At 69.9% G+C, this 19536-nt stretch carries 19 protein-coding genes; 3 read left to right on the top strand and 16 right to left on the bottom strand.

The genetic code is table 11. From position 1 onward, the window contains the following. The first annotated feature begins 20 nt into the window (after positions 1–20). Both cydD and cydC read left to right on the top strand, forming a co-directional pair. Positions 21–1610 (top strand): thiol reductant ABC exporter subunit CydD, encoded by a 1590-nt coding sequence (gene cydD, locus QGN30_RS13075; RefSeq protein ID WP_014382771.1) that lies wholly within the window; start codon positions 21–23, stop codon positions 1608–1610. Beyond that, positions 1597–3270, top strand: a complete 1674-nt coding sequence (gene cydC / locus QGN30_RS13070; RefSeq protein ID WP_248923125.1) for a thiol reductant ABC exporter subunit CydC — start codon at positions 1597–1599, stop codon at positions 3268–3270. Before cydD ends, cydC begins: the two co-directional genes overlap by 14 nt. Positions 3271–3293: 23 nt before the next feature. On the opposite strand, the gene usfY is transcribed toward cydC, so the two are convergent. From usfY to QGN30_RS13015, 11 genes are all read right to left on the bottom strand, one after another. Continuing rightward, a complete protein-coding gene (gene usfY / locus QGN30_RS13065) occupies positions 3294–3605 on the bottom strand; it encodes a protein UsfY (protein WP_014385114.1) in 312 nt (103 codons plus the stop codon). Positions 3606–3748: 143 nt separating this feature from the next. After that, positions 3749–5146 (bottom strand): bifunctional lysylphosphatidylglycerol flippase/synthetase MprF, encoded by a 1398-nt coding sequence (locus QGN30_RS13060; protein ID WP_036390205.1) that lies wholly within the window; start codon positions 5144–5146, stop codon positions 3749–3751. 143 nt (positions 5147–5289) lie between these two features. After that, positions 5290–6165: an acyl-CoA thioesterase II gene (locus QGN30_RS13055; RefSeq protein ID WP_026071347.1), complete on the bottom strand. Its 876-nt coding sequence runs from the start codon at positions 6163–6165 to the stop codon at positions 5290–5292. Positions 6166–6191: 26 nt separating this feature from the next. After that, a complete protein-coding gene (gene pyk / locus QGN30_RS13050; protein WP_008257742.1) occupies positions 6192–7610 on the bottom strand; it encodes a pyruvate kinase in 1419 nt (472 codons plus the stop codon). Positions 7611–7676: 66 nt separating this feature from the next. Beyond that, the gene (locus tag QGN30_RS13045; protein ID WP_009954940.1) at positions 7677–8120 is read right to left on the bottom strand and encodes a DUF2752 domain-containing protein; all 444 of its coding nucleotides are present in this window, start codon (positions 8118–8120) and stop codon (positions 7677–7679) included. Between the two features lie 51 nt (positions 8121–8171). Next, positions 8172–9812: a prolipoprotein diacylglyceryl transferase gene (locus QGN30_RS13040; protein WP_248923126.1), complete on the bottom strand. Its 1641-nt coding sequence runs from the start codon at positions 9810–9812 to the stop codon at positions 8172–8174. Continuing rightward, positions 9809–10624, bottom strand: coding sequence for a tryptophan synthase subunit alpha (gene trpA / locus QGN30_RS13035; protein ID WP_008257755.1), 816 nt, complete (start codon positions 10622–10624; stop codon positions 9809–9811). The genes QGN30_RS13040 and trpA overlap by 4 nt, the downstream gene beginning before the upstream one ends. After that, a complete protein-coding gene (gene trpB / locus QGN30_RS13030) occupies positions 10621–11883 on the bottom strand; it encodes a tryptophan synthase subunit beta (protein WP_014380359.1) in 1263 nt (420 codons plus the stop codon). The genes trpA and trpB overlap by 4 nt, the downstream gene beginning before the upstream one ends. 70 nt (positions 11884–11953) lie before the next feature. After that, positions 11954–12772, bottom strand: coding sequence for an indole-3-glycerol phosphate synthase TrpC (gene trpC, locus QGN30_RS13025; RefSeq protein WP_008257758.1), 819 nt, complete (start codon positions 12770–12772; stop codon positions 11954–11956). Between the two features lie 113 nt (positions 12773–12885). Next, positions 12886–13566 carry a TIGR02234 family membrane protein gene (locus QGN30_RS13020; RefSeq protein ID WP_248923127.1) on the bottom strand — a complete coding sequence of 227 codons (681 nt, stop codon included), beginning with the start codon at positions 13564–13566 and terminating at the stop codon, positions 12886–12888. Then, positions 13559–15097 carry an anthranilate synthase component I gene (locus QGN30_RS13015; protein ID WP_008257760.1) on the bottom strand — a complete coding sequence of 513 codons (1539 nt, stop codon included), beginning with the start codon at positions 15095–15097 and terminating at the stop codon, positions 13559–13561. The genes QGN30_RS13020 and QGN30_RS13015 overlap by 8 nt, the downstream gene beginning before the upstream one ends. 53 nt (positions 15098–15150) lie before the next feature. Between QGN30_RS13015 and QGN30_RS13010 the strand changes: the two genes are divergently transcribed. After that, positions 15151–15609 carry a peroxiredoxin gene (locus tag QGN30_RS13010; RefSeq protein ID WP_008257761.1) on the top strand — a complete coding sequence of 153 codons (459 nt, stop codon included), beginning with the start codon at positions 15151–15153 and terminating at the stop codon, positions 15607–15609. Between the two features lie 9 nt (positions 15610–15618). Here QGN30_RS13010 and QGN30_RS13005 read toward each other — a convergent pair whose 3' ends face one another. The 5 genes from QGN30_RS13005 to priA form a co-directional block, all read right to left on the bottom strand. Further along, complete coding sequence (locus QGN30_RS13005; protein WP_014385122.1) at positions 15619–16725, bottom strand: calcium:proton antiporter; 1107 nt, start codon at positions 16723–16725, stop codon at positions 15619–15621. Between the two features lie 61 nt (positions 16726–16786). Then, positions 16787–17134, bottom strand: a complete 348-nt coding sequence (hisI, locus tag QGN30_RS13000; protein WP_008257763.1) for a phosphoribosyl-AMP cyclohydrolase — start codon at positions 17132–17134, stop codon at positions 16787–16789. Then, positions 17131–17919 (bottom strand): imidazole glycerol phosphate synthase subunit HisF, encoded by a 789-nt coding sequence (hisF, locus tag QGN30_RS12995; RefSeq protein ID WP_008257764.1) that lies wholly within the window; start codon positions 17917–17919, stop codon positions 17131–17133. The genes hisI and hisF overlap by 4 nt, the downstream gene beginning before the upstream one ends. A 1-nt stretch (position 17920) precedes the next feature. Beyond that, entirely contained in the window at positions 17921–18721 is an 801-nt protein-coding gene (locus tag QGN30_RS12990) for an inositol monophosphatase family protein (protein ID WP_008257765.1), read from the bottom strand. Positions 18722–18728: 7 nt separating this feature from the next. Then, complete coding sequence (gene priA, locus QGN30_RS12985; protein ID WP_248923128.1) at positions 18729–19472, bottom strand: bifunctional 1-(5-phosphoribosyl)-5-((5-phosphoribosylamino)methylideneamino)imidazole-4-carboxamide isomerase/phosphoribosylanthranilate isomerase PriA; 744 nt, start codon at positions 19470–19472, stop codon at positions 18729–18731. Positions 19473–19536 lie beyond the last annotated feature (64 nt).

Raw genomic sequence — 19536 nt, 5'->3', positions numbered from 1 at the left:
GCCGCTATCTGGTCGCCGCGGTGGGTTGCGGGGTTTTGATCTCCGGCTGCGCGATCGGCTCGGCGATCGTGTTGGCGCGCATCGTCGCACGCGTCGTCGCCGATCCCCCCGCGCGCGGCCTGCACGCCTGGTGGGGTCCGCTGTCACTCCTGTTGGCGCTGTGGGTGATTCGCGCGATAGCGCATTGGTTTCAGGCCCGATTGGGGCAGCGGGGGGCCAGCGCCGTCATCGCGGACCTGTCCGGCCGGGTGCTCGATGCGGTGACCGCCAGGCAGCCCGGCGAGCTCGCGGCGCAACGCGACGCCGCCGCGGTAGTGGTCACCCGCGGACTCGACGGCCTGCGGCCCTACCTCACCGGATACCTGCCGACGTTGCTGCTCGCCGCGATCCTGACGCCGGCCACCGTCGCCGTGATCGCCGCCTACGACCTGAAATCGACGGCGATCGTGGCGATCACGCTGCCGCTGATACCGGTCTTCATGGTGCTGATCGGGCTGGCGACCCGGGACCGCTCGGCGGCCGCCCTGGCCGCGATGACCACCCTGCAGGCGCGGCTGCTGGACCTGATCGCCGGGATCCCCACCCTGCGGGCGTTAGGACGCGGCGCGGGCCCCGAACAGCGCATCGCCGAACTCGCTGCCGCGCACCGGCGCTCGGCCATGGCGACGCTGCGGATCGCCTTCCTGTCGGCTCTGGTGCTGGAATTGCTGGCCACCCTGGGGGTGGCGCTGATCGCCGTCGGAATCGGGCTCCGCCTGGTGTTCGGCGAGATGACCCTCACCACGGGTTTGACGGTGCTGCTGCTGGCGCCGGACGTGTACTGGCCGCTGCGCCGCATCGGCGTGGAGTTCCATGCCGCTCAAGACGGAAGGGCCGCGGCCGATGCGGCGTTCGCCCTCATCGGCGAGCACGCCCCGGCCAAGGGCCGCACCCGGGCGGTGACCGCGCGCGGCGCGCCGATCCGCCTCGAACGTCTCACCGTCGCCGGCCGCGACGGTCGGGCACCGTGGGATCTGGACGCGGTGATCGAGCCCGGCGCCGTGACCGTGCTGACCGGGCGCAACGGCGCCGGGAAAAGCACCACGCTGCAGGCGATCGCCGGCATCACCGAGGCCTCGTCGGGCCGGGTCACCGTCGCCGGGGTCGATGTCGCGGATCTCGAGCCGGCCCGGTGGTGGGCTCAGCTGTCCTGGCTGCCCCAACGCCCGGTGCTCGTTCCCGGCACCGTCGATGACAACCTGGCGCTGCTCGGAGAGCTCGAGGACCGCGAAACCGCCTGTGCGGTATCCGGATTCGACGCCGTGTTGGCCGAACTTCCCGAAGGGGGCGACACCGTGCTGGGGCGCGGCGGCGTCGGGCTTTCTTTGGGACAGCGGCAACGGCTGGGTCTCGCGCGGGCCCTCGGATCGACGGCCGACGTGCTGTTGCTCGACGAGCCGACCGCGCACCTGGACGCGCGCACCGAGGAACGGGTCTTGCGGGCCATCGCGGCGCGGGCGCGCGCCGGTGCGACCGTGATCGTGGTCGGGCACCGCGAGCCGGTGCTGGCCATCGGCGATCGGGTCGTCGAGGTGATCGCCGACCGTGGGGTGCACTATGCCCCGGTCTGATTCGGCGGCGACTCGCCCTGAACCCCTACTTGCCGCCGCGGCGCTGCTGCGGCCCCGGTTGCCGCGCGTGCTGGCCGCGATCACGCTCGGGGTGCTCTCGCTGGGCAGCGCGCTGGCGCTGGCCGGTGTTGCGGCGTGGCTGATCACCCGCGCCTGGCAGATGCCGCCCGTGCTCGACCTCTCGGTCGCCGCGGTCGCGGTGCGCCTGTTCGCGATCTCGCGGGCCGTGCTGCATTACTGCGAGCGCCTGGTCACCCACGACACGGCCCTGCGCGCCGCCGGCACCGCCCGGGTGCAGGTCTATCAGCGGCTGGCGCGTGGGCCCGCGGCGGCCGCCGTCCGGCTGCACAGCGGTGAGCTGGTGTCCCGGGTGGGGGCCGACGTCGACGAGCTGGCCAACGTCTTGGTGCGCGCCCTGGTGCCGATCGGCGTCGCGGCGGTGCTGGCGCTCGCGGCCACCGCGGTCGTCGCCGCCATTTCGCCGGCGGCGGCCGTCGTGCTCGCCATCTGCCTGCTCATCGCCGGTTTCGTCGCCCCTCGCCTCGCCGGGCGGGCCGCCGCGACCCAGGAGGAGATCGCGCGGCAGCAGCATTCCGAGCGCGACACCTCGGCGCTCGTCGCGCTCGAACACGCGCCCGAGCTTCGCGTCGCCGGCCTGCTCCCCGGCGTCATCGCCGAATCGCAACGCCGGCACCGCGCCTGGGGTGACGCCCTGGACACCGCGGCCAAACCGGCCGCCATTGCCGAGGCGATGCCCACGGCGGCCGTCGGGGCCAGCGTGCTGGGTGCGGTGGTGGCCGGGATCGGGTTGGCATCCGCGGTCGCGCCCACCACGCTCGCCGTGCTGATGTTGCTGCCGCTGTCCGCGTTCGAGGCGATGACGCCGCTGCCGGTGGCGGCCGTGCAGCTGACCCGGTCGCGGATCGCCGCGCGGCGGTTGCTCGAGTTGGCGGCCGAGGGCCCGCGCGAGACCGTCGACGCCACGCAGACGACACCGAGGCCGGTCGGCACCTGCCGGTTGTCCGCGGACGTGCGTTCGGGTCACAGCGCGGCAGGCTCGATCCGCGTCGCGCTGGACCTGCCCCCGGGCGCGCGGTTGGCGGTGACCGGCGCCAGCGGCTCGGGGAAGACGACGCTGCTGATGACGCTCGCCGGGTTGCTGCCGCCGCGCGAAGGGCAGGTGCTGCTCGACGGCGTCGCCGTGACTCGGTTCGACGAAGCCGATTTGCGCTGCGCCATCGGCTTTTTCGCGGAGGACGCGCACATTTTCGCCACCACGATCCGGGACAACCTGCTGGTCGCCCGCGGCGACTGCCGCGACGACGAACTCACCGCGGCCCTGGGCGCCGTCGGGCTGGGCGGGTGGCTCGCCGGCTTGCCCGAGGGCTTGGCCACGGTGTTGATCGGTGGCGCGCAATCCCTTTCGGCGGGCCAGCGCCGGCGGCTGTTGCTGGCCAGGGCGGTCCTATCGCCCGCGCGGATCGTGCTGCTCGACGAACCCACCGAACACCTCGACGTCACCGACGCCGACCAGGTCCTGCGCGACCTGTTGGCCCAGGATTCCCGGCTGCTGTCCCGCGAGCGCACCGTGGTGGTGGCCACTCACCACCTGCCCAAGGGAATTGGCTGCGACGAGCTGCGCGTCGATCACAAAGCCTGAACTACCGCGTGTCCGGGCAGCGGTCAGCTGGCCGGGCGCTGCCGATGGGCGTCCGGGTGCTCGTCATACCAGCGGTTCTCGAGCTTGCGGACCCGCCCGCGTTCGACCTTGAGCCACACCAACCCGACCGTGATCGCCGCGATCGCGATCGCGCCGCCGATCAGGCTGCGGCCTTCGTGGCCGGTGCCGAGGGCGACGAGGCACCGAAAGACGGCGATCACGCCCACCAGCATGAACAGGTAGCCAGGCCAGCTCATCACGTCGATCAGCGACTCACCCGCATGCGGCCTGGTCGTCCTCGCATGGTCGATGGGGTCGCGAAACGTGTCACCCATGACAAAGTGCCTTCCCCGAGTGTCCACCGCGGTATCCGGGGGGTGCCTACCTCTTCAACGGTAGCGACGAAGGGTGAGAATGTGCTGTCGGGTAACTGGACGGCCGCTGCCAATCAGGCTGTCCCCCACGGCCGGCGGCACGCTCAGAGGTGTCGGCGGCGCGGCATGAACTCCAGCGACAGCAGCACGAACAGTAGCGGGACGATCTGTGTCATGGAGATCAGCGCGTAGCGCCGCGCGTCGAGCGCGTGCCACTTGCGCACGTACCGGTATAACGACTCGAGCGCGATCAGCGGGTCGAGGATGTGGATCAGCCGGTAGAACACGCGCTGGGTCCAGCCGCGGTTCTTGTCGTCGAATATCTCGGGGAAAGCGGCGAAGGCGAGCGAAACACGCTGTGCCCCACTGTCTTTGCCGGCCATGATCATGTCGACGCTGAGTCGCTCGTCGAGCCCGTTGGGGGCGCCGCGGCGTCGCCACGGGACGTCGAGGGTGATGTCGCTGCCGCCGCCGGCCGTGGCGTATCGGTGAAAGGCCTGCACCTTGCCGGTGGCGTCCCTGGCGATGATCAGCTGTATCCCCGGGAAACGGCCTTCCAGGACGCCGTCGAGATTCATGTGGAATCCGCGGTCGGCGCGCGCCCCCTTGGACGATTCCCGCACCACCTCGGTCAGCTCGGCCAGCAACGTGTGGTCGAGCTCCTGCTCGGCGACGATTTCGGTTGTGACACCGCAGTTATGGGTGCGCTTGACCGCCTGACGCAGGTTGCGGAACCTGCGGCCCACCATGTCGAAGCCCGACACGTCGACAACGACGTCGCGCCCAATCGGTATGGCCCGCAACGTTTGTCCCAGGATGGCCGGGTCGGTCCAGAGTTCACGCCGCCGCTCGCCGCACCCCACGACCGCGATGCGCCATCCGTGGGCATGACAGGTGGCGGCGAAATCGGCCACCAGTTCGCCGAAACGCTTCTCGTCGCCGATGGGATCGCCGCTCACCACGGCGATTCCCATCCGCGTCCGGTAGGCCAGCGCCGCGGAGCCGTCGGCGGTGAAGTGGTAGCTCTTGCCGGTCTGCATGGTGAACGGCGCCAACGCGTCATCGCGGGTCACCTTGATCAACTCCCACACGCGCGGCAGGTCGGCGGGCCGCGGGTGTGAGGTCATCGGCCACATCAACACCAGGCCCGAGCTGGCGATCACGACGTCACCGAGCAGATCGAAGGACAGCACGTGCATGCCCAGCCCCGCCAGCACGAAAAACGCGGCCGCAATGGCGTGCATCGTCGTCACCGGGCGGCCCAGGAAGACGCCGCGCGCGATCCACGCCACCGCGACCAGGACCGTCAACGACCACGCCAACCGGTCGGCGAAATGCCAGTTGGGTTGGCTGTGGTGGCGGGCGAGTATCTCGATGAGCCAGCACGCCGCGCACAGCAGCGCCAGGGCGCCGATCAGCCGGGCCGCCCGCGAATCGGCCGAAACGACAACACGTTCGCGCACGCGAGGTCGTGCTGTGACGTCCACCACCGGCCCGTTCACACTCACCTCCCGATGCGCTGACAACAGCTGGGCGGCATGTCTGCCGCCTCTGCACCGAATACCCGGCTACGTCAAAGCTACGCCCGATCACGGCCCATTCGGGAGAGATTCGGGCGGATATCCTGCAGCTATTGGGTAACGGTTTATCGGGGAGAAGACGGAAAGTACTTCAGCACGCCCTCCTGCACCACCGTGGCGAGCGGCTGCCCGGACCGGTCGAAGAAGTGCCCGGTGCCCAGGCCACGCGAATCCGCGGCCACGGGCGACGACGTCGAGTACAACACCCAGTCGTTGAAGTTGACCTGCCGGTGAAACCAGATGGAATGGTTGGCAGACGCGGCGAAGATGCGGTCGAAGCCCCAGGAGAGGCCGTGCGTGGTGATGACCGAGTCCAGCACCGTGGTGTCCGAGGAGTACACCATTGTCGCCGTGTGCAATACCGGGTCCTCGGGAACCTCGCCCAGTGCCTTGACCCAGACCCGGTTGTGGGGCAGCCGATCCCCCTTCGTCCGCATCACCCACGCCGGGTCATTGGTGTAGCGCCACTCGATGGGCTGCAGGGCGTTGACGAAGTGCGGGACCGTCTCCTCGTACCCGCGCAACAGCTCGCCGATCGTGGGTTGCGTGTGCGGTTCGGCGACCTGCGGCGGCTCGATGCCGTGCTCGAGGCCCCGGCCGCCGGCCATGTAGGAGACCATGGCCGAGCACAGCAACGTGCCGTCTTGCGTCGCGTCGACGCGCCGGTTGGCGAACCGCCGCTCGTCGCGCAGCCGGGTCACGCGGTATTCGATGTCCTTGCCGGTGTCGCCACCGTTGATGAAGTGCACCGAGAGCGCGCTCGGCGGCAGGTCGCCGCGAACCAGGCTCCGGCTGGCCGCGACGAACGCTTGCGACATGAGCTGACCACCGAACGTCCGCATCGGGTTCTTGCTGGGATGCGAGCCGATGAACAGGTCATCATCAAGACGATCGAGGTCGAGTGTCGCCAGCAGTTCCTGGAAATCAGAATCGGTGCTGATGGCGGCCTCTCCTTCGGGTCCGGGCGTTAGACGTCGTCCTCCCCGATCCGGTGCACGTGGATCAGGTTGGTCGACCCTACTGTGCCAGGTGGCGCGCCGGCGACGATGACCACCAGGTCGCCGCGCTTGTAGCGACCGAGTTCGAGCAGCGACTTGTCGACCTGGCGGATCATGCCGTCCGTGGAGGTCATCATCGGGACGATGAACGTTTCGGTGCCCCAGGTCATGGCGAGCTGGCTGCGCACCTCGGGCCAGGCGGTGAAGGCCAGCAGCGGCAGCGGGGTGTGCAGGCGCGCGAGCCGCTTGACCGTGTCACCGGATTGCGTGAAGGCGACCAGGGCTTTGGCGTCGAGCCGCTCGCCGATGTCGCGGGCCGCATAGGAGATCACGCCGCGCTTGGTGCGCGGCACGTGGGTCAGCGGCGGGGCGGCCGTGGAATTGTCCTCGACCGCGCAGATGATGCGCGACATGGTCCGCACGGCAGCCATCGGATACTTGCCCACCGACGTCTCCCCGGACAGCATCACCGCGTCGGCGCCGTCGAGGACGGCGTTGGCGACGTCGGAGGCCTCGGCGCGGGTCGGGCGTGAGTTCTCGATCATGGAATCGAGCATCTGGGTGGCCACGATGACCGGTTTCGCGTTCTCCCGGGCCATCTGGATGGCCCGCTTCTGCACCAGCGGAACCTCTTCCAGTGGCAGCTCGACGCCGAGGTCGCCGCGGGCCACCATGATGGCGTCGAAGGCCAGCACGATGGCTTCCAGATTGTCGACGGCTTCGGGCTTTTCCAGCTTGGCGATCACCGGAACCCGTCGCCCGACCCGGTCCATCACCTCGTGCACCAGCTCGACGTCGGCCGGCGAGCGCACGAAGGACAGGGCGACCAGGTCGACGCCGAGGTCCAGGGCGAAGGTGAGGTCCTCGATGTCCTTCTCCGACAAGGCCGGTGCCGACACGTTCATGCCCGGCAACGAGATTCCCTTGTTGTTGCTGACCGGGCCGCCCTCGACGACCGTGCAGATGACGTCGTCGCCCTCGATGCCGTCGACCACCAGGCAGACCTTGCCGTCGTCGACCAGAACCCGGTCACCGACGGCGGCGTCCTCGGCCAGTTTCTTGTAGGTGGTCGACACCCGGTCGTGGCTGCCCTCGCAGTCGGCGACGGTGATCCGGACGGTCTCACCGTCGGCCCAGTAGGTTGGGCCGGTCGCGAAGCGTCCCAGCCTGATCTTGGGGCCCTGCAAATCGGCGAGCACGCCGACGGCACGGCCGGTGGCGTCGGAGGCCACCCGGACCCGTTCGTAGGCCGCTTTGTGATCGGCGTAATCACCGTGGCTGAAGTTCAACCGGGCGACGTCCATTCCCGCCTCAACCAGCGCCAAGATCAACTCGTCCGAATTGGTCGCAGGCCCAAGGGTGCAGACGATCTTCCCGCGTCTACTCACGCCGACCCAGCATAGTCGCGTGTGACCCCCGGGGCGTGCACATAACGCCGCCGGGGCAGTGTGCTTTTACCCACCAAGAACGGTCGGAATCAACGGGAAGGCGGGCAAGTTACGCGCAACCGTCCAAACGACCGTCGCGACCACGACGGTCAGCAGCGCCGGCCGTGACAGCGGCGATGCGCCGCGCGCGCGGCGAACCACCAGCCACGCGGCCAGCATCGGGATTGCGACCAGCACGAAAACGTTGTCGTGGAGGGCGGCCGCCAGGTCACCGTGCACCACGTCATACGTCATCCGCAGCCCGCCGCAAAACGGGCAGTTCCAGCCGGTGAGCCACCTGAAGGGACACGGCGGATAGATCGACGCGGGATTGTGCGGGTCGGCCAGCGCGACGTAGCCGAGCGCGCCGCCCAGCGCGAGGCCGGTCGCGGCCCCGACGTAGCCGAGATGATGACGCAGACCGTGCGCATCGGCATGCGTGGGTGGCAGGGCGGGCCTCGCGTTGGTCACAGTGCTTCCAGCATGCCAGATGCACCGCGCCCCGACGTCATGAGCGGGTGGTCAGCGGCCCGACAGTCGGTTCCGCAGACGCGAGCCCCATCGCCGCCGGGTTTCCGGTTGATCCGAAATCTTTTCGGCGACGGGCTCTTCCGTAGTGGCTTCTGCGCTTTCGGCTTCCGGTTCCTCGTCTTCCGCCTCGTCGGCGGGTTCCGGTTGCGGCGCTTCGGCTTCCGCCTCGGATTCCGGCTCGTCGAGCTCGAGCTCTTCGGCCTCGGATTCCTCCGCCTCGGCCTCATCGGCCTTCGGCTCGGCCTCCGGCTCGTCCGCGTCGCCCTCGGATCCTTCGGCTACCGCCTCGTCGGCTTCCGCTTGCGGCGCTTCGACTTCCGTCGCGACCTCCGGCTCGTCAAGCTCGAGCTCGTCGGCCTCGGATTCCCCCGCCTCGGCCTCCTCGGCCACCGCCTCGGCCTCCGGCTCTTCGGCGTCGCCCTCGGATTCTTCGGCGTCCGCCGTGTCGGCTACCGCCGCGTCGGCCTCTTCCCCTTGCGGCGCTTCGGCTTCCGCGGCGGCCTCCGGCTCGTCGAGCTCGAGCTCGTCGGCCTCGGATTCCTCCGCCTCGGCCTCGGATTGCTCCGCCTCGGCCTCCTCGGCCACCGCCTCGGACTGCGGCTCTTCGGCTTGTGCCTCGTCGGCGTCGGCGACGGCCGCGGTCCCCACCGCGGATTCGGTCGGCACGTCGTCGTCACCGCCACCCGCCGCGGCCGTCGTACCCGCCGCACCCGCCGTCGCCGCAACGGTCGCCGGCTCCAGTTCGGCGGATTCCTCGTCAACGTATTGGTTTCCGCGCAGGCTCTCGGGATCTTCGCGGCCCCTGGGCGCCGCCATGATGTACACCACGGCCCCGATGAACACGAAAGTCGATGTGAACGAATTGATCCGGATGCCGGCGATGTGGGTGGCGGTGTCGTCGCGCAGCAGCTCGACACAGAACCGGCCCACGCAATAGCCGGCCACATAGAGCGCGAACAGCCGGCCATGTCCCAGCGTGAATCGCCGGTCCGCATAGATCAGCACGGCGAAAATCAGCAGGTTCCACAGCAATTCGTAGAGGAACGTCGGTTGCACGACGAGTGCCACCTGCCCGGTGGAGATCCCGTCCAGCGAATGCGGGTCGATGTATCCCGAGGGGTCCCGGCGGTAGAAGATCTCCAGCCCCCACGGCAGCGTGGTCTCGCGGCCATAGAGTTCCTGGTTGAAGTAGTTCCCGAGCCGACCGATGGCCTGCGCCAGAATGATTCCCGGGGCGATCGCGTCGGCGAAGGCCGGCAGCGGAATGCCGTGCCGGCGGCAGCCGATCCAGGCGCCCACACCCCCGAGCGCCACCGCACCCCAGATGCCCAGTCCGCCGTCCCAGATCCGGATCGCCGCCCCGAGCCCGGCTCCGCCCGGGCCCCAATAGGTTCGCCAGTCGGTGGCCAGGTGGTAGAGCCGACCACCGATCAACCCGAACGGCACGGTCCACAGCGCGATGTCGTAGATCACCCCACGTTCACCGCCGCGCGCCTCCCAGCGCCGGTCGCCGATCAGCAGGGCGGCCACGATGCCGGCGATGATGAACAGGGCATAGGCCCGGATGGGCAGCGGCCCGACGTGCCAGACGCCCTGCGCCGGACTCGGAAAATAGGCGAGCAACTTCGTCACGACGCGGCCGCCCTTTGACGTACACCGGCGGCGAGTTCCTCAGTGAGTGCGCGCAATGCGGTCAAACCCCCGTCCCCCAGCGCCGACACCAGCGCGGAACCGACAATGACACCGTCGGCGTAGCCGCCGATCTGGGCGGCTTGCTCACCCGACCGCACCCCCAGCCCGACACCGACGGGGATGTCCGATATCTCCTTGACCCTGCCCACCAATTCGGGCGCGGCATTGGACACCACGTCGCGTGCTCCCGTGACGCCCATCGTCGACGCCGCGTAGACAAATCCGCGGGACGCCTCGACCGTCATCGCCAAGCGCTGCGGCGTCGAGGAGGGCGCCACCAGAAATATCCGGTCCAACCGATGCTCCTCGGACGCCGCCAACCACTGCCCGGCTTCGTCGGGGATGAGGTCCGGAGTGATCAGGCCGTACCCGCCGGCCGATGCCAGGTCGCGGGCGAAGGCGTCAATTCCGTAGCGCAACACGGGGTTCCAGTAGGTCATCACCACGGCGTGGCCCCCGGCGGCGCTGATCGCCTCGACCGCGGCCAGGGTGTCGCGGACGCGCACTCCCCCGTGCAGCGCGGCCTCGGTGGCCTTGGCGATGGTCGGGCCGTCCATGCCGGGATCCGAATAGGGCACCCCGACCTCGACGATGTCGCAACCGGATTCGACCAGGGCGACCATCGCGTGCACGGACGTCGTCACATCCGGGTACCCGGTGGGCAGATAGCCGATCAGCGCGGCGCGACCGTCGTCGCGGCACACGTCGAAGATCGGCCCGAGCCTGCTGGCCTCGCTCTGCTTCACGGTCATCGGTCGCTGGATCCCAACAGCCCGAACCACTGCGCGGCCGTCTCGACGTCCTTGTCTCCACGCCCGGACAGGTTCACCACGATGATCGCGGCCTTCCCCAATTCGGGGGCCACCTTCAGGGCCCCGGCCACCGCGTGCGCGGATTCGATGGCGGGGATGATCCCCTCGGTGCGGCACAGGGTGCGGAATGCCTCCATCGCTTCGGAGTCGGTGATGGGCCGGTACTCGGCGCGTCCGCTCTCGCGCAGCCACGCGTGTTCCGGACCCACCCCCGGGTAGTCGAGACCCGCTGAGATGGAATGGGATTCGATGGTCTGCCCGTCCTCGTCCTGCAGCAGGTAGGAGAACGATCCCTGGAACGCCCCGGGGGAACCGCCGCTGAAGGTCGCGGCGTGCCTTCCGGTTTCGACGCCGTCGCCGGCCGCCTCGAAGCCGATCAGCCGCACGCCGGGATCGTCGATGAACGGGTGGAAGATGCCGATGGCGTTCGATCCGCCACCGATGCAGGCCAGCACCGCGTCGGGCAGCCGGCCCGCCTGCGCCTGGATCTGGGCGCGCGCCTCGAGGCCGATGATGCGCTGAAAGTCGCGCACCATGGCGGGAAAGGGATGGGGCCCCGCCGCCGTGCCGAAGCAGTAGAAGGTGTTGTCGGCATTGGTAACCCAATCCCGGAACGCTTCATTGATGGCGTCCTTGAGCGTCCTCGAACCGCTCTGGACCGAGACGACCGTGGCTCCCAGCAAGCGCATCCGGGCCACGTTGAGCGCCTGGCGTTCGGTGTCGACGGCGCCCATGTAGATCACACACTCCAGGCCGAGCAGGGCGCACGCGGTGGCGGTCGCCACGCCGTGCTGACCGGCCCCGGTCTCGGCGATCACCCGCTTCTTGCCCATCCGCTGAGCGAGCAGCGCCTGGCCGAGCACGTTGTTGATCTTGTGAGAACCGGTGTGGTTCAGGTCTTCTCGCTTGAGGAAGATGCGGGCGCCGGCCTGCTCGGACAGCCGCGGCGCCTCATACAGCGGTGACGGCCGCCCCGCGTAATGCGCCTGCAGATAGTCCAGCGTGTCCAGGAAATCCTGGTTGACGCGCTCCTTCTCGTAGGCCGCGGTGACCTCTTCGATCACGGCCATCAACGCCTCGGCGACGTAGCGGCCGCCGTACACACCGAAATGGCCACCCGCATCGGGTTCGTGGCGGGTGGGTTCGGCGATGGCTGCGCTCGGAAGCGGAAGGTCCGGGCGGGACAGATCCACCATCACCAAGGCTCTACGCGGGGATGGCTCATGGGGTTCAACGTTACAGCGAAGGGGCTCTTCAGTGACGCAGCGACTAGCGAGAGGGTTTCGGACAGGACGGATGGGTGCCCGCGGTGACCAGATCGGCGACCGCGGCGCGCGGGTCACCACTTTTGACCAGACCTTCGCCCACCAACACGGCGTCGGCACCCGCACCGGCGTACGCCAGCAGGTCTGCGGTACCGCGCACACCGGATTCGGCGATCCTGATCACGTTGCTGGGCAGCCCGGGAGCGATGCGCGCGAAGCAATCCCGGTCCACCGCCAGCGTGGCCAGATCGCGGGCGTTGACGCCGATTACGTTGGCCCCGGCCTTGAGCGCGCGGTCGGCCTCCTCTTCGGTGTGCACCTCGACGAGTGCCGTCATGCCCAGCGATTCGGTGCGGTCCAGCATCGACACCAACGCCGACTGCTCCAGCGCGGCGACGATGAGCAACAACATGTCGGCGCCGTGCGCACGCGCTTCGTGGATCTGATAGGGCTGCACCACAAAGTCTTTGCGCAAAATCGGTATCGAGACCGCCGCCCGAACCGCGTCGAGATCGTCGAGCGAACCGTGAAAGCGGCGCTCCTCGGTCAAGACGCTGATGATGCGCGCGCCGCCGTCCTCGTACGCCCTGGCCAGTTTGGCCGGATCGGCAATGGTCGCCAGGGAACCCGCCGACGGGCTGGCGCGCTTGACTTCGGCGATGACGCCGATTCCGGGCTCGCGCAGGGCGGCCATCACGTCGCGGGGCGGCGGCGCGGCCGCCGCGGCGGCCTTGATCTCGGACAGGCTGATGAGGGCTTCGCGCGCGGCAACGTCGGCCCGGACTCCCTCGAGGATGGAGTCAAGCACGGTTGCCGGACTCATGCCTGTCGTTTCCCTTCGCCCTGTCGCCCCGCTGTCATCCCACGGCCACTCGGTTGTCCCCGGCCGATTGCGACGACGTCAATGAAGGGTAGCGGCCCGCGGCTTGCGGCCCGTCACCGACCCTCGGTGTCAGACTCGCTCGGCGCATCGGTTGGGTCACGCCCCTCGTCAAGCGCGTCCCAGATCATCCGCTCCGACATTTCCGGCGTCTGTCGCCCCTCCAGCATCGCCCCGGAGGCGTCGTCGCGTCGGGCAATCGAGCGGCGCGTCGCCGGCGTCGTGTACTTGATGGCGCTGGATCGGGCCGACCCGGAGTCCGACGCGGACCGCATCAGCAGGACGGCCGCGATCAGGGCGCACGCGGCGGCGGCCACCGTGACCCCGGCGCCCCAGTACCGTCGCTCGCTCCCTACCAGCGACATCACCGAGACGTGCGCCAGCTCGGCGCCGCGGACCGCCACGTCGGGCAGCACCCACAGGCTGACGCCCAGGTAACCGACCGCCAGGCTGGCCAGCGCCAGCAACCCCGCCAGCGCGCGCAGCGGCCAGCCCCGCACGGCGATGGCGGCGACGGCCGCGGCCAGCAGCAGCATCGCCAACGGCAGCAGCGCCGTCGACCACGCCCCGCCGGACAACGTCACCTCCTTGGGTGGCCCCAGCCCGTCGAACGACCGGATCACCACCCAGGGCAGGCGCGAGGCCGCCCACAGCGCGCCCGCGGCCACCACCAGCGTCGCCTGGGCGATGCGGATCCACCAGGGACTGTTCAGGGGGCGCCCCGAGGCGTCAGCCATCGCGGCCGGCCCCCGGCTCGGTCAGCGTCTCGGCCGCTGCGATCGCGCTGAGCACCGCGCGCGCCTTGTTGGTCGCCTCGGTGTATTCGTAGGGGCCGTTGGAGTCGGCGACCACCCCGCCCCCGGACTGCACGTAGGCGGTGCCGGCGCGCATCAGGGCGGTGCGGATGGCGATCGCGAAGTCGGCGTTGCCGGCGAAGTCCAGGTAGCCGACCACGCCGCCGTACAGGCCGCGGCGCGTCTTCTCCACCTCCTCGATCAGCTCCATGGCCCGCACCTTCGGCGCGCCCGACAGCGTGCCGGCCGGGAAGCAGGCCGTGACCGCGTCCAGGGCGGTCCGGCCCTCGCCGAGCAGCCCGGTCACCGTCGACACCAAATGCATGACGTGGCTATAGCGTTCGATGTGGCTGTAGTCCTCGACGCGGACGGTGCCCGGCGCGCACACCCGGCCGAGATCGTTGCGGCCCAGATCGACCAGCATCAAATGCTCGGCGCGTTCCTTCTCGTCGGCCAGCAGCTCCTTTTCCAGCAGCTGATCCTCTTCGTCGGTGTCCCCGCGCCAGCGGGTTCCGGCGATCGGATGGGTGGTCGCGACGCCGTCGGCGACGGTGACCAGCGCCTCCGGGCTCGACCCGACGATCGAAAAGTCCGTTCCCCCAGCGTCATTCGGCACGTGCAGCAGGTACATGTAGGGGCTCGGGTTGGTCACCCGCAGCATCCGGTACACGTCGATCGGGTCGACGGCGGTGTCCATTTCGAACCGCTGCGAGGGCACCACCTGAAAGGCCTCACCCGCGGCGATCTGCTCGACGAGGTAGTCGACGATCTTCCCGTACTCCTCGACGCTGCGCTGCGCGCGGTAGCGCGGCTCGGGCCGGTCGAACGTGGCGACGGTCGACGACAGCGGCTGGCCCAGCGCCGCGGTCATCACGTCCAGCCGGGCGACCGCGTCGTCGTAGGCCTCGTCGACCCGCTCGTCGGTCCCGTTCCAGTTCACGGCGTTGGCGATCAGCGTGATGGTGCCCTCGTGGTGATCCACCGCCGCCACATCGGTGGCCAGCAGCAACAACATGTCCGGCAGGCCCAGGTCGTCGACGGCCAGCTCGGGCAGCCGCTCCAGGCGCCGCACCAGGTCGTAGGCGAAGAACCCGACCATGCCGCCCGACAGCGGCGGCAGACCCGCCAGCGGCCCGGTGGCCAGCAGCTCGAGGGTGGCCCGCAGGGCCCGCAGCGGGTCGCCTCCGGTGGGCGCGTCCTGCGGCACCACGCCGAGCCAGATCGCCTCGCCGTCGCGCACGGTCAGGGCCGAGGGCGCTCCGGCGCCGATGAACGACCACCGCGACCAGGAGCGGCCGTGCTCGGCCGACTCCAGCAGAAAGGTGCCCGGGCGGTTGGCGGCGAGTTTGCGGTAGGCCGACAGCGGCGTCTCGCTGTCGGCCAACACCTTGCGGGTCACCGGGACCACGCGGTGCTCGGCGGCCAGCTGGCGGAAATCCTCTCGTGAGGTCGTCGCGGCGAGGTGGGCGTGCACCGACCCATCCTCCCAGACGCGGGCGGACGGCTCGCGCGCGTAGCGTGTCCGCCATGAAACCTGGTGAGACCGTCGCCGACTTCGAACTGCCCGACCAGACGGGCACGCCGCGCAAGCTCAGCGAATTGCTGTCCAGCGGGCCCGTCGTGCTGTTCTTCTACCCCGCGGCGATGACGCCCGGCTGCACCAAGGAAGCGTGCCATTTCCGCGACCTGGCCGCCGAATTCGCCGCGGTCGGGGCCAACCGGGTGGGGATCAGCGCCGACCCGGTGGACAAGCAGGCCAAGTTCGCCGACCTGCGGAAGTTCGACTACCCGCTGCTGTCGGACACCGACGGCACCGTCGCCGCCCAATTCGGCGTCAAGCGCGGCCTGCTGGGCAAGCTGATGCCGGTCAAGCGCACCACGTTCGTCATCGACACCGACCGCACGGTGCTCGACGTGATCTCCAGCGAGTTCAACATGGACACCCACGCCGACAAGGCGCTGGCGACGCTGCGCGCCCGGTCCTAGCGGCGGCCCTCAGGGGCTGATCGCCAGGAAGACGTAGGCGGCCAGCAGCACCAGATGCACCTCGCCCTGCAGCCGGGTGGCCCGCCCGGGTACCACGGTCAGCATGCTGATCACCACGGTCAGCGCGAGCAGCACCAGCTGGATGGGGCCGAGGCCGAGCACCAGCGGCCCTTTGAGCCAGATCGACGCCAGCGCGATCGTCGGGATGGTGAGCCCGATGCTGGCCATCGCCGAGCCGTACGCCAGGTTCAGGCTGATCTGGATGCGGCCCTTTCGCGCCGACCGGGCGGCCGCGAGCGTCTCGGGCAGCAGCACCAGCGCCGCGATGATCACACCCACGAACGACTGCGGCAGACCCGCCACCATGACAGCGTGTTCCACGGCCGGCGACTCCTCCTCGGCCAGGCCGACCACCGCCACCAGGGCGCAGAGCAGCAGCACCAGGCTGCTCAGCGCCTGCCGCCTGCTGGGCGGATCCGCGTGGCTCTCGTCCTCGAACACGCGCTTTTGGCCCCGCTGCGCGATCGGCAGGAAGAAGTCGCGGTGCCGCACGGTCTGGGTGAACACGAACAGCAGGTACACCAAGAGCGTGGCGATCGCGGCGAAGGCGAGCTGGCTGGAGGTGAACTCCCTGCCCGGATGCCCGGTGGTGAAGGCCGGCAGGACCAGGCTCAGCGTGGCCACCGTGGTGACCGTGGCCAGTGCGGCCCCGGCGCCCTCCGCGTTGAACAGCGTCACGCCGTAGCGCCGCGAGCCGAGCAGCAGCGACAACCCGGCGATCCCGTTGGTGGTGATCATCAGCGCGGCGAACGCGGTGTCCCTGGCCAGCGTCGCGGCCTCGTTGCCGCCGGAGGTCATCAGGGCGACGATGAGGGCCACTTCGATGATGGTGACCGCGGCCGCGAGGATCAGCGACCCGAACGGCTCGCCGACCCGGTGCGCGACCACCTCCGCGTGATGCACCGCGGCGACCACGGCACCGACGAGAAACAGCGCGGCCACCGCGACCAGCACCGGTCCCAGCTTCTCGCCCCAGATCACTGCCAGCACGACGACGGCAAGCACCGGAACCACCACGTTCCAGGACAAGACGTCCCGGGACACCCATTTCGACATTGCCCGCCATTCTTGTCGAAGTCATGCGCCCGCGCCCGCCGAAAGTGACGCGGGCCACGCGCTAGCGCTCCGGTTGCAGCAGCGCGTCGGCGTCGAAGCAGCTGTGATCGCCGGTGTGGCAGGCGCCGCCGACCTGGTCGACGGTCAGCAGCACGGTGTCCCCGTCGCAGTCCAATCGCACCGAGTGGACGTATTGGGTGTGGCCGGAGGTCGCGCCCTTCACCCACTGTTCGCGCCGCGACCGCGAATAGTACGTCGCCTCACGGGTTTCCAGGGTGCGGGCCAGGGCCGCGTCGTCCATCCACGCGACCATCAGCACGTCGCCGCTCCCGCGCTCCTGCACGACGGCGGCGATCAGGCCGTCGGCGTTGCGCTTCAGGCGCGCGGCGATCCGCGGGTCGAGCGTCATCGAACGGTGATCCCCTCTTTGGCCATGGCGGCCTTCACCTGCCCGATGGTCAGCTCCCGGAAGTGGAACACGCTGGCCGCCAACACCGCATCGGCGCCGGCCGCGATCGCGGGTGCGAAGTGCTCGGCCGCCCCGGCTCCGCCGCTGGCGATGACGGGCACGGTGACCGCCGAGCGCACCGCCTGCAGCATCTCGAGGTCGAACCCCGCCTTGGTGCCGTCGGCGTCCATCGAGTTCAGCAGGATCTCCCCCACCCCCAAATCGGCTCCGCGGGAAGCCCATTCGACGGCGTCGAGCCCGGTACCGCGGCGCCCGCCGTGGGTGGTGACCTCCCAGCCCGACGGGGTGGGCACCGAGCCCGGCGGCACCGTGCGCGCATCGACGGAGAGCACGATGCATTGGGATCCGAACTGCCGTGCCATCTCGGCCAGCAGCTCGGGCCGGGCGATCGCGGCGGTGTTGATCGAGACCTTGTCCGCCCCGGCGCGCAACAACACGTCGACGTCGGCCACGGTGCGCACCCCGCCGCCGACGGTCAGCGGGATGAAGACCTGCTCGGCCGTGCGCCGCACCACGTCCAGCATCGTGGTCCGTCCCGACGACGACGCGGTCACGTCGAGAAAGGTGAGCTCGTCGGCGCCCTCGGCGTCATAGGCGGCCGCGAGTTCCACGGGATCGCCTGCGTCCCGGAGGTTTTCGAAGTTGACCCCCTTGACCACGCGCCCGCCGTCGACGTCCAGGCACGGGATCACCCGGACCGCGAGGCCGCTGTGGTTGGCGTGCATGTCAGTAGTCCTCCGGTCGGCCGGTGCTGCGCAAAAGGTCGAGGATCTCGGCGTGCGCGGCGGGGCCCGCCGCCAGCGCGGAATCCGACGCGGGGCTCCAGGGCTCGCCGGCCAGGTCGGTGACGACACCGCCGGCGGCCCGCACCAACGCGACCCCGGCGGCGTGGTCCCACACGTGGCCGCCGAAACTGATTGCCGCGCCCAGGATTCCGTCGGCAACGTAGGCGAGGTCGAGGCCGGTGGAACCGTGCATGCGCAACCGCGACGAGACCCGGCTGAGATTCTCCAGCACCGCGATCCGGTAGCGGCCCGGGAACCGGCCCCGGGCGTCCGCGCTGAACGATCCCGCGCCGACGAGGGCGTCGGACAGGTCGATGGCCGCCAGTGGCGGCTGCGGGATCCCGTTCTTGCGCAACGGTCCACCCGACACCGCGGTGTAGCGCTGGTCCATGAACGGCAACCAGGTCAGCCCGGCCACCGGGTCGCCGTGGTGCAGCAGCCCGAGCAGGATCCCGGCCATCGGTGACCCGGCCGCATAGTTGAAGGTGCCGTCGACGGGGTCGAGCACCCACACCCAGGGTGAATCGACGGCCGACCCGCCGAATTCCTCGCCGTGGACGCCGATTCCGGTCGCTTCGGTCAGCGCGGCGACCACCTGACGCTCGATCGCGAGGTCCACGTCGGTGGCGAAGTCGTTGCCCTTCTTGCGCACCGCGGAGTCGGCTCGGTGACCGGCGAGGAAGGGTTCGGTGGCGTCGTCGAGGATTGCCGATGCCGTCTCGACCAACGCGTCCAAGTCCATGCCGCTGTTACTCTCCGGCCGCGGCCAGCGCCTGCGGCAGCGTGAATCGCCCGGCGTAGAGGGCCTTGCCGACGATGGCGCCCTCGACGCCGCGGCCGGTCAGGGTGGCGATGGCGCGCAGGTCGTCCAGGCTGGACACCCCGCCCGACGCGATCACCGGGACGTCGGTGCGGTCGGCGACGGCCGCCAGCAGCTCCAGGTTGGGGCCGCCCAGCGTGCCGTCCTTGGTGACGTCGGTGACCACGAACCGCGAACACCCTTCGCGGTCAAGGCGTTCCAGCACCTCCCACAGGTCACCGCCATCGGTCTCCCAGCCGCGTCCCCGCAGCCGGTGGGTGCCGCCCGGATGGGTTTTGTCGATCTGGACGTCGAGCCCCACGGCGACCTTGTCCCCGTGCTCGCCGATCGCCCGCGCGCACCACTGCGGGTTCTCCAGCGCCGCCGTGCCCAGGTTGACCCGGGCGCAGCCGGTGGCCAACGCCGCCGCCAGCGAGTCGTCGTCGCGGATCCCCCCGGAGAGCTCCACCTGCACGTCGAGCTTGCCGACCACCTCGGCGAGCAGTTCACGGTTGGAGCCGCGCCCGAACGCCGCGTCCAGATCGACCAGATGGATCCATTCGGCGCCGTCGCGTTGCCAAGTCAGCGCGGCGTCGAGCGCCGAGCCGTATTCGGTTTCACTGCCCGCCTTGCCCTGCACCAGACGCACGGCGCGGCCGTCGACCACGTCGACCGCGGGCAACAAGATCAACACGCTTTCTCCTTCACGCCGAGACTGCAACTGGCTACGGGTCCCCTCGGCGTTTGTGTCGTGGAAT

The sequence above is a fragment of the Mycobacterium sp. 3-98 genome, assembly GCF_035918355.1.
In the GTDB taxonomy this organism is placed as follows: Bacteria; Actinomycetota; Actinomycetes; order Mycobacteriales; family Mycobacteriaceae; genus Mycobacterium; species Mycobacterium intracellulare.
Note: the sequence above shows the minus strand (reverse complement) of the source record. Positions and strands in the feature narration are given on the sequence as shown.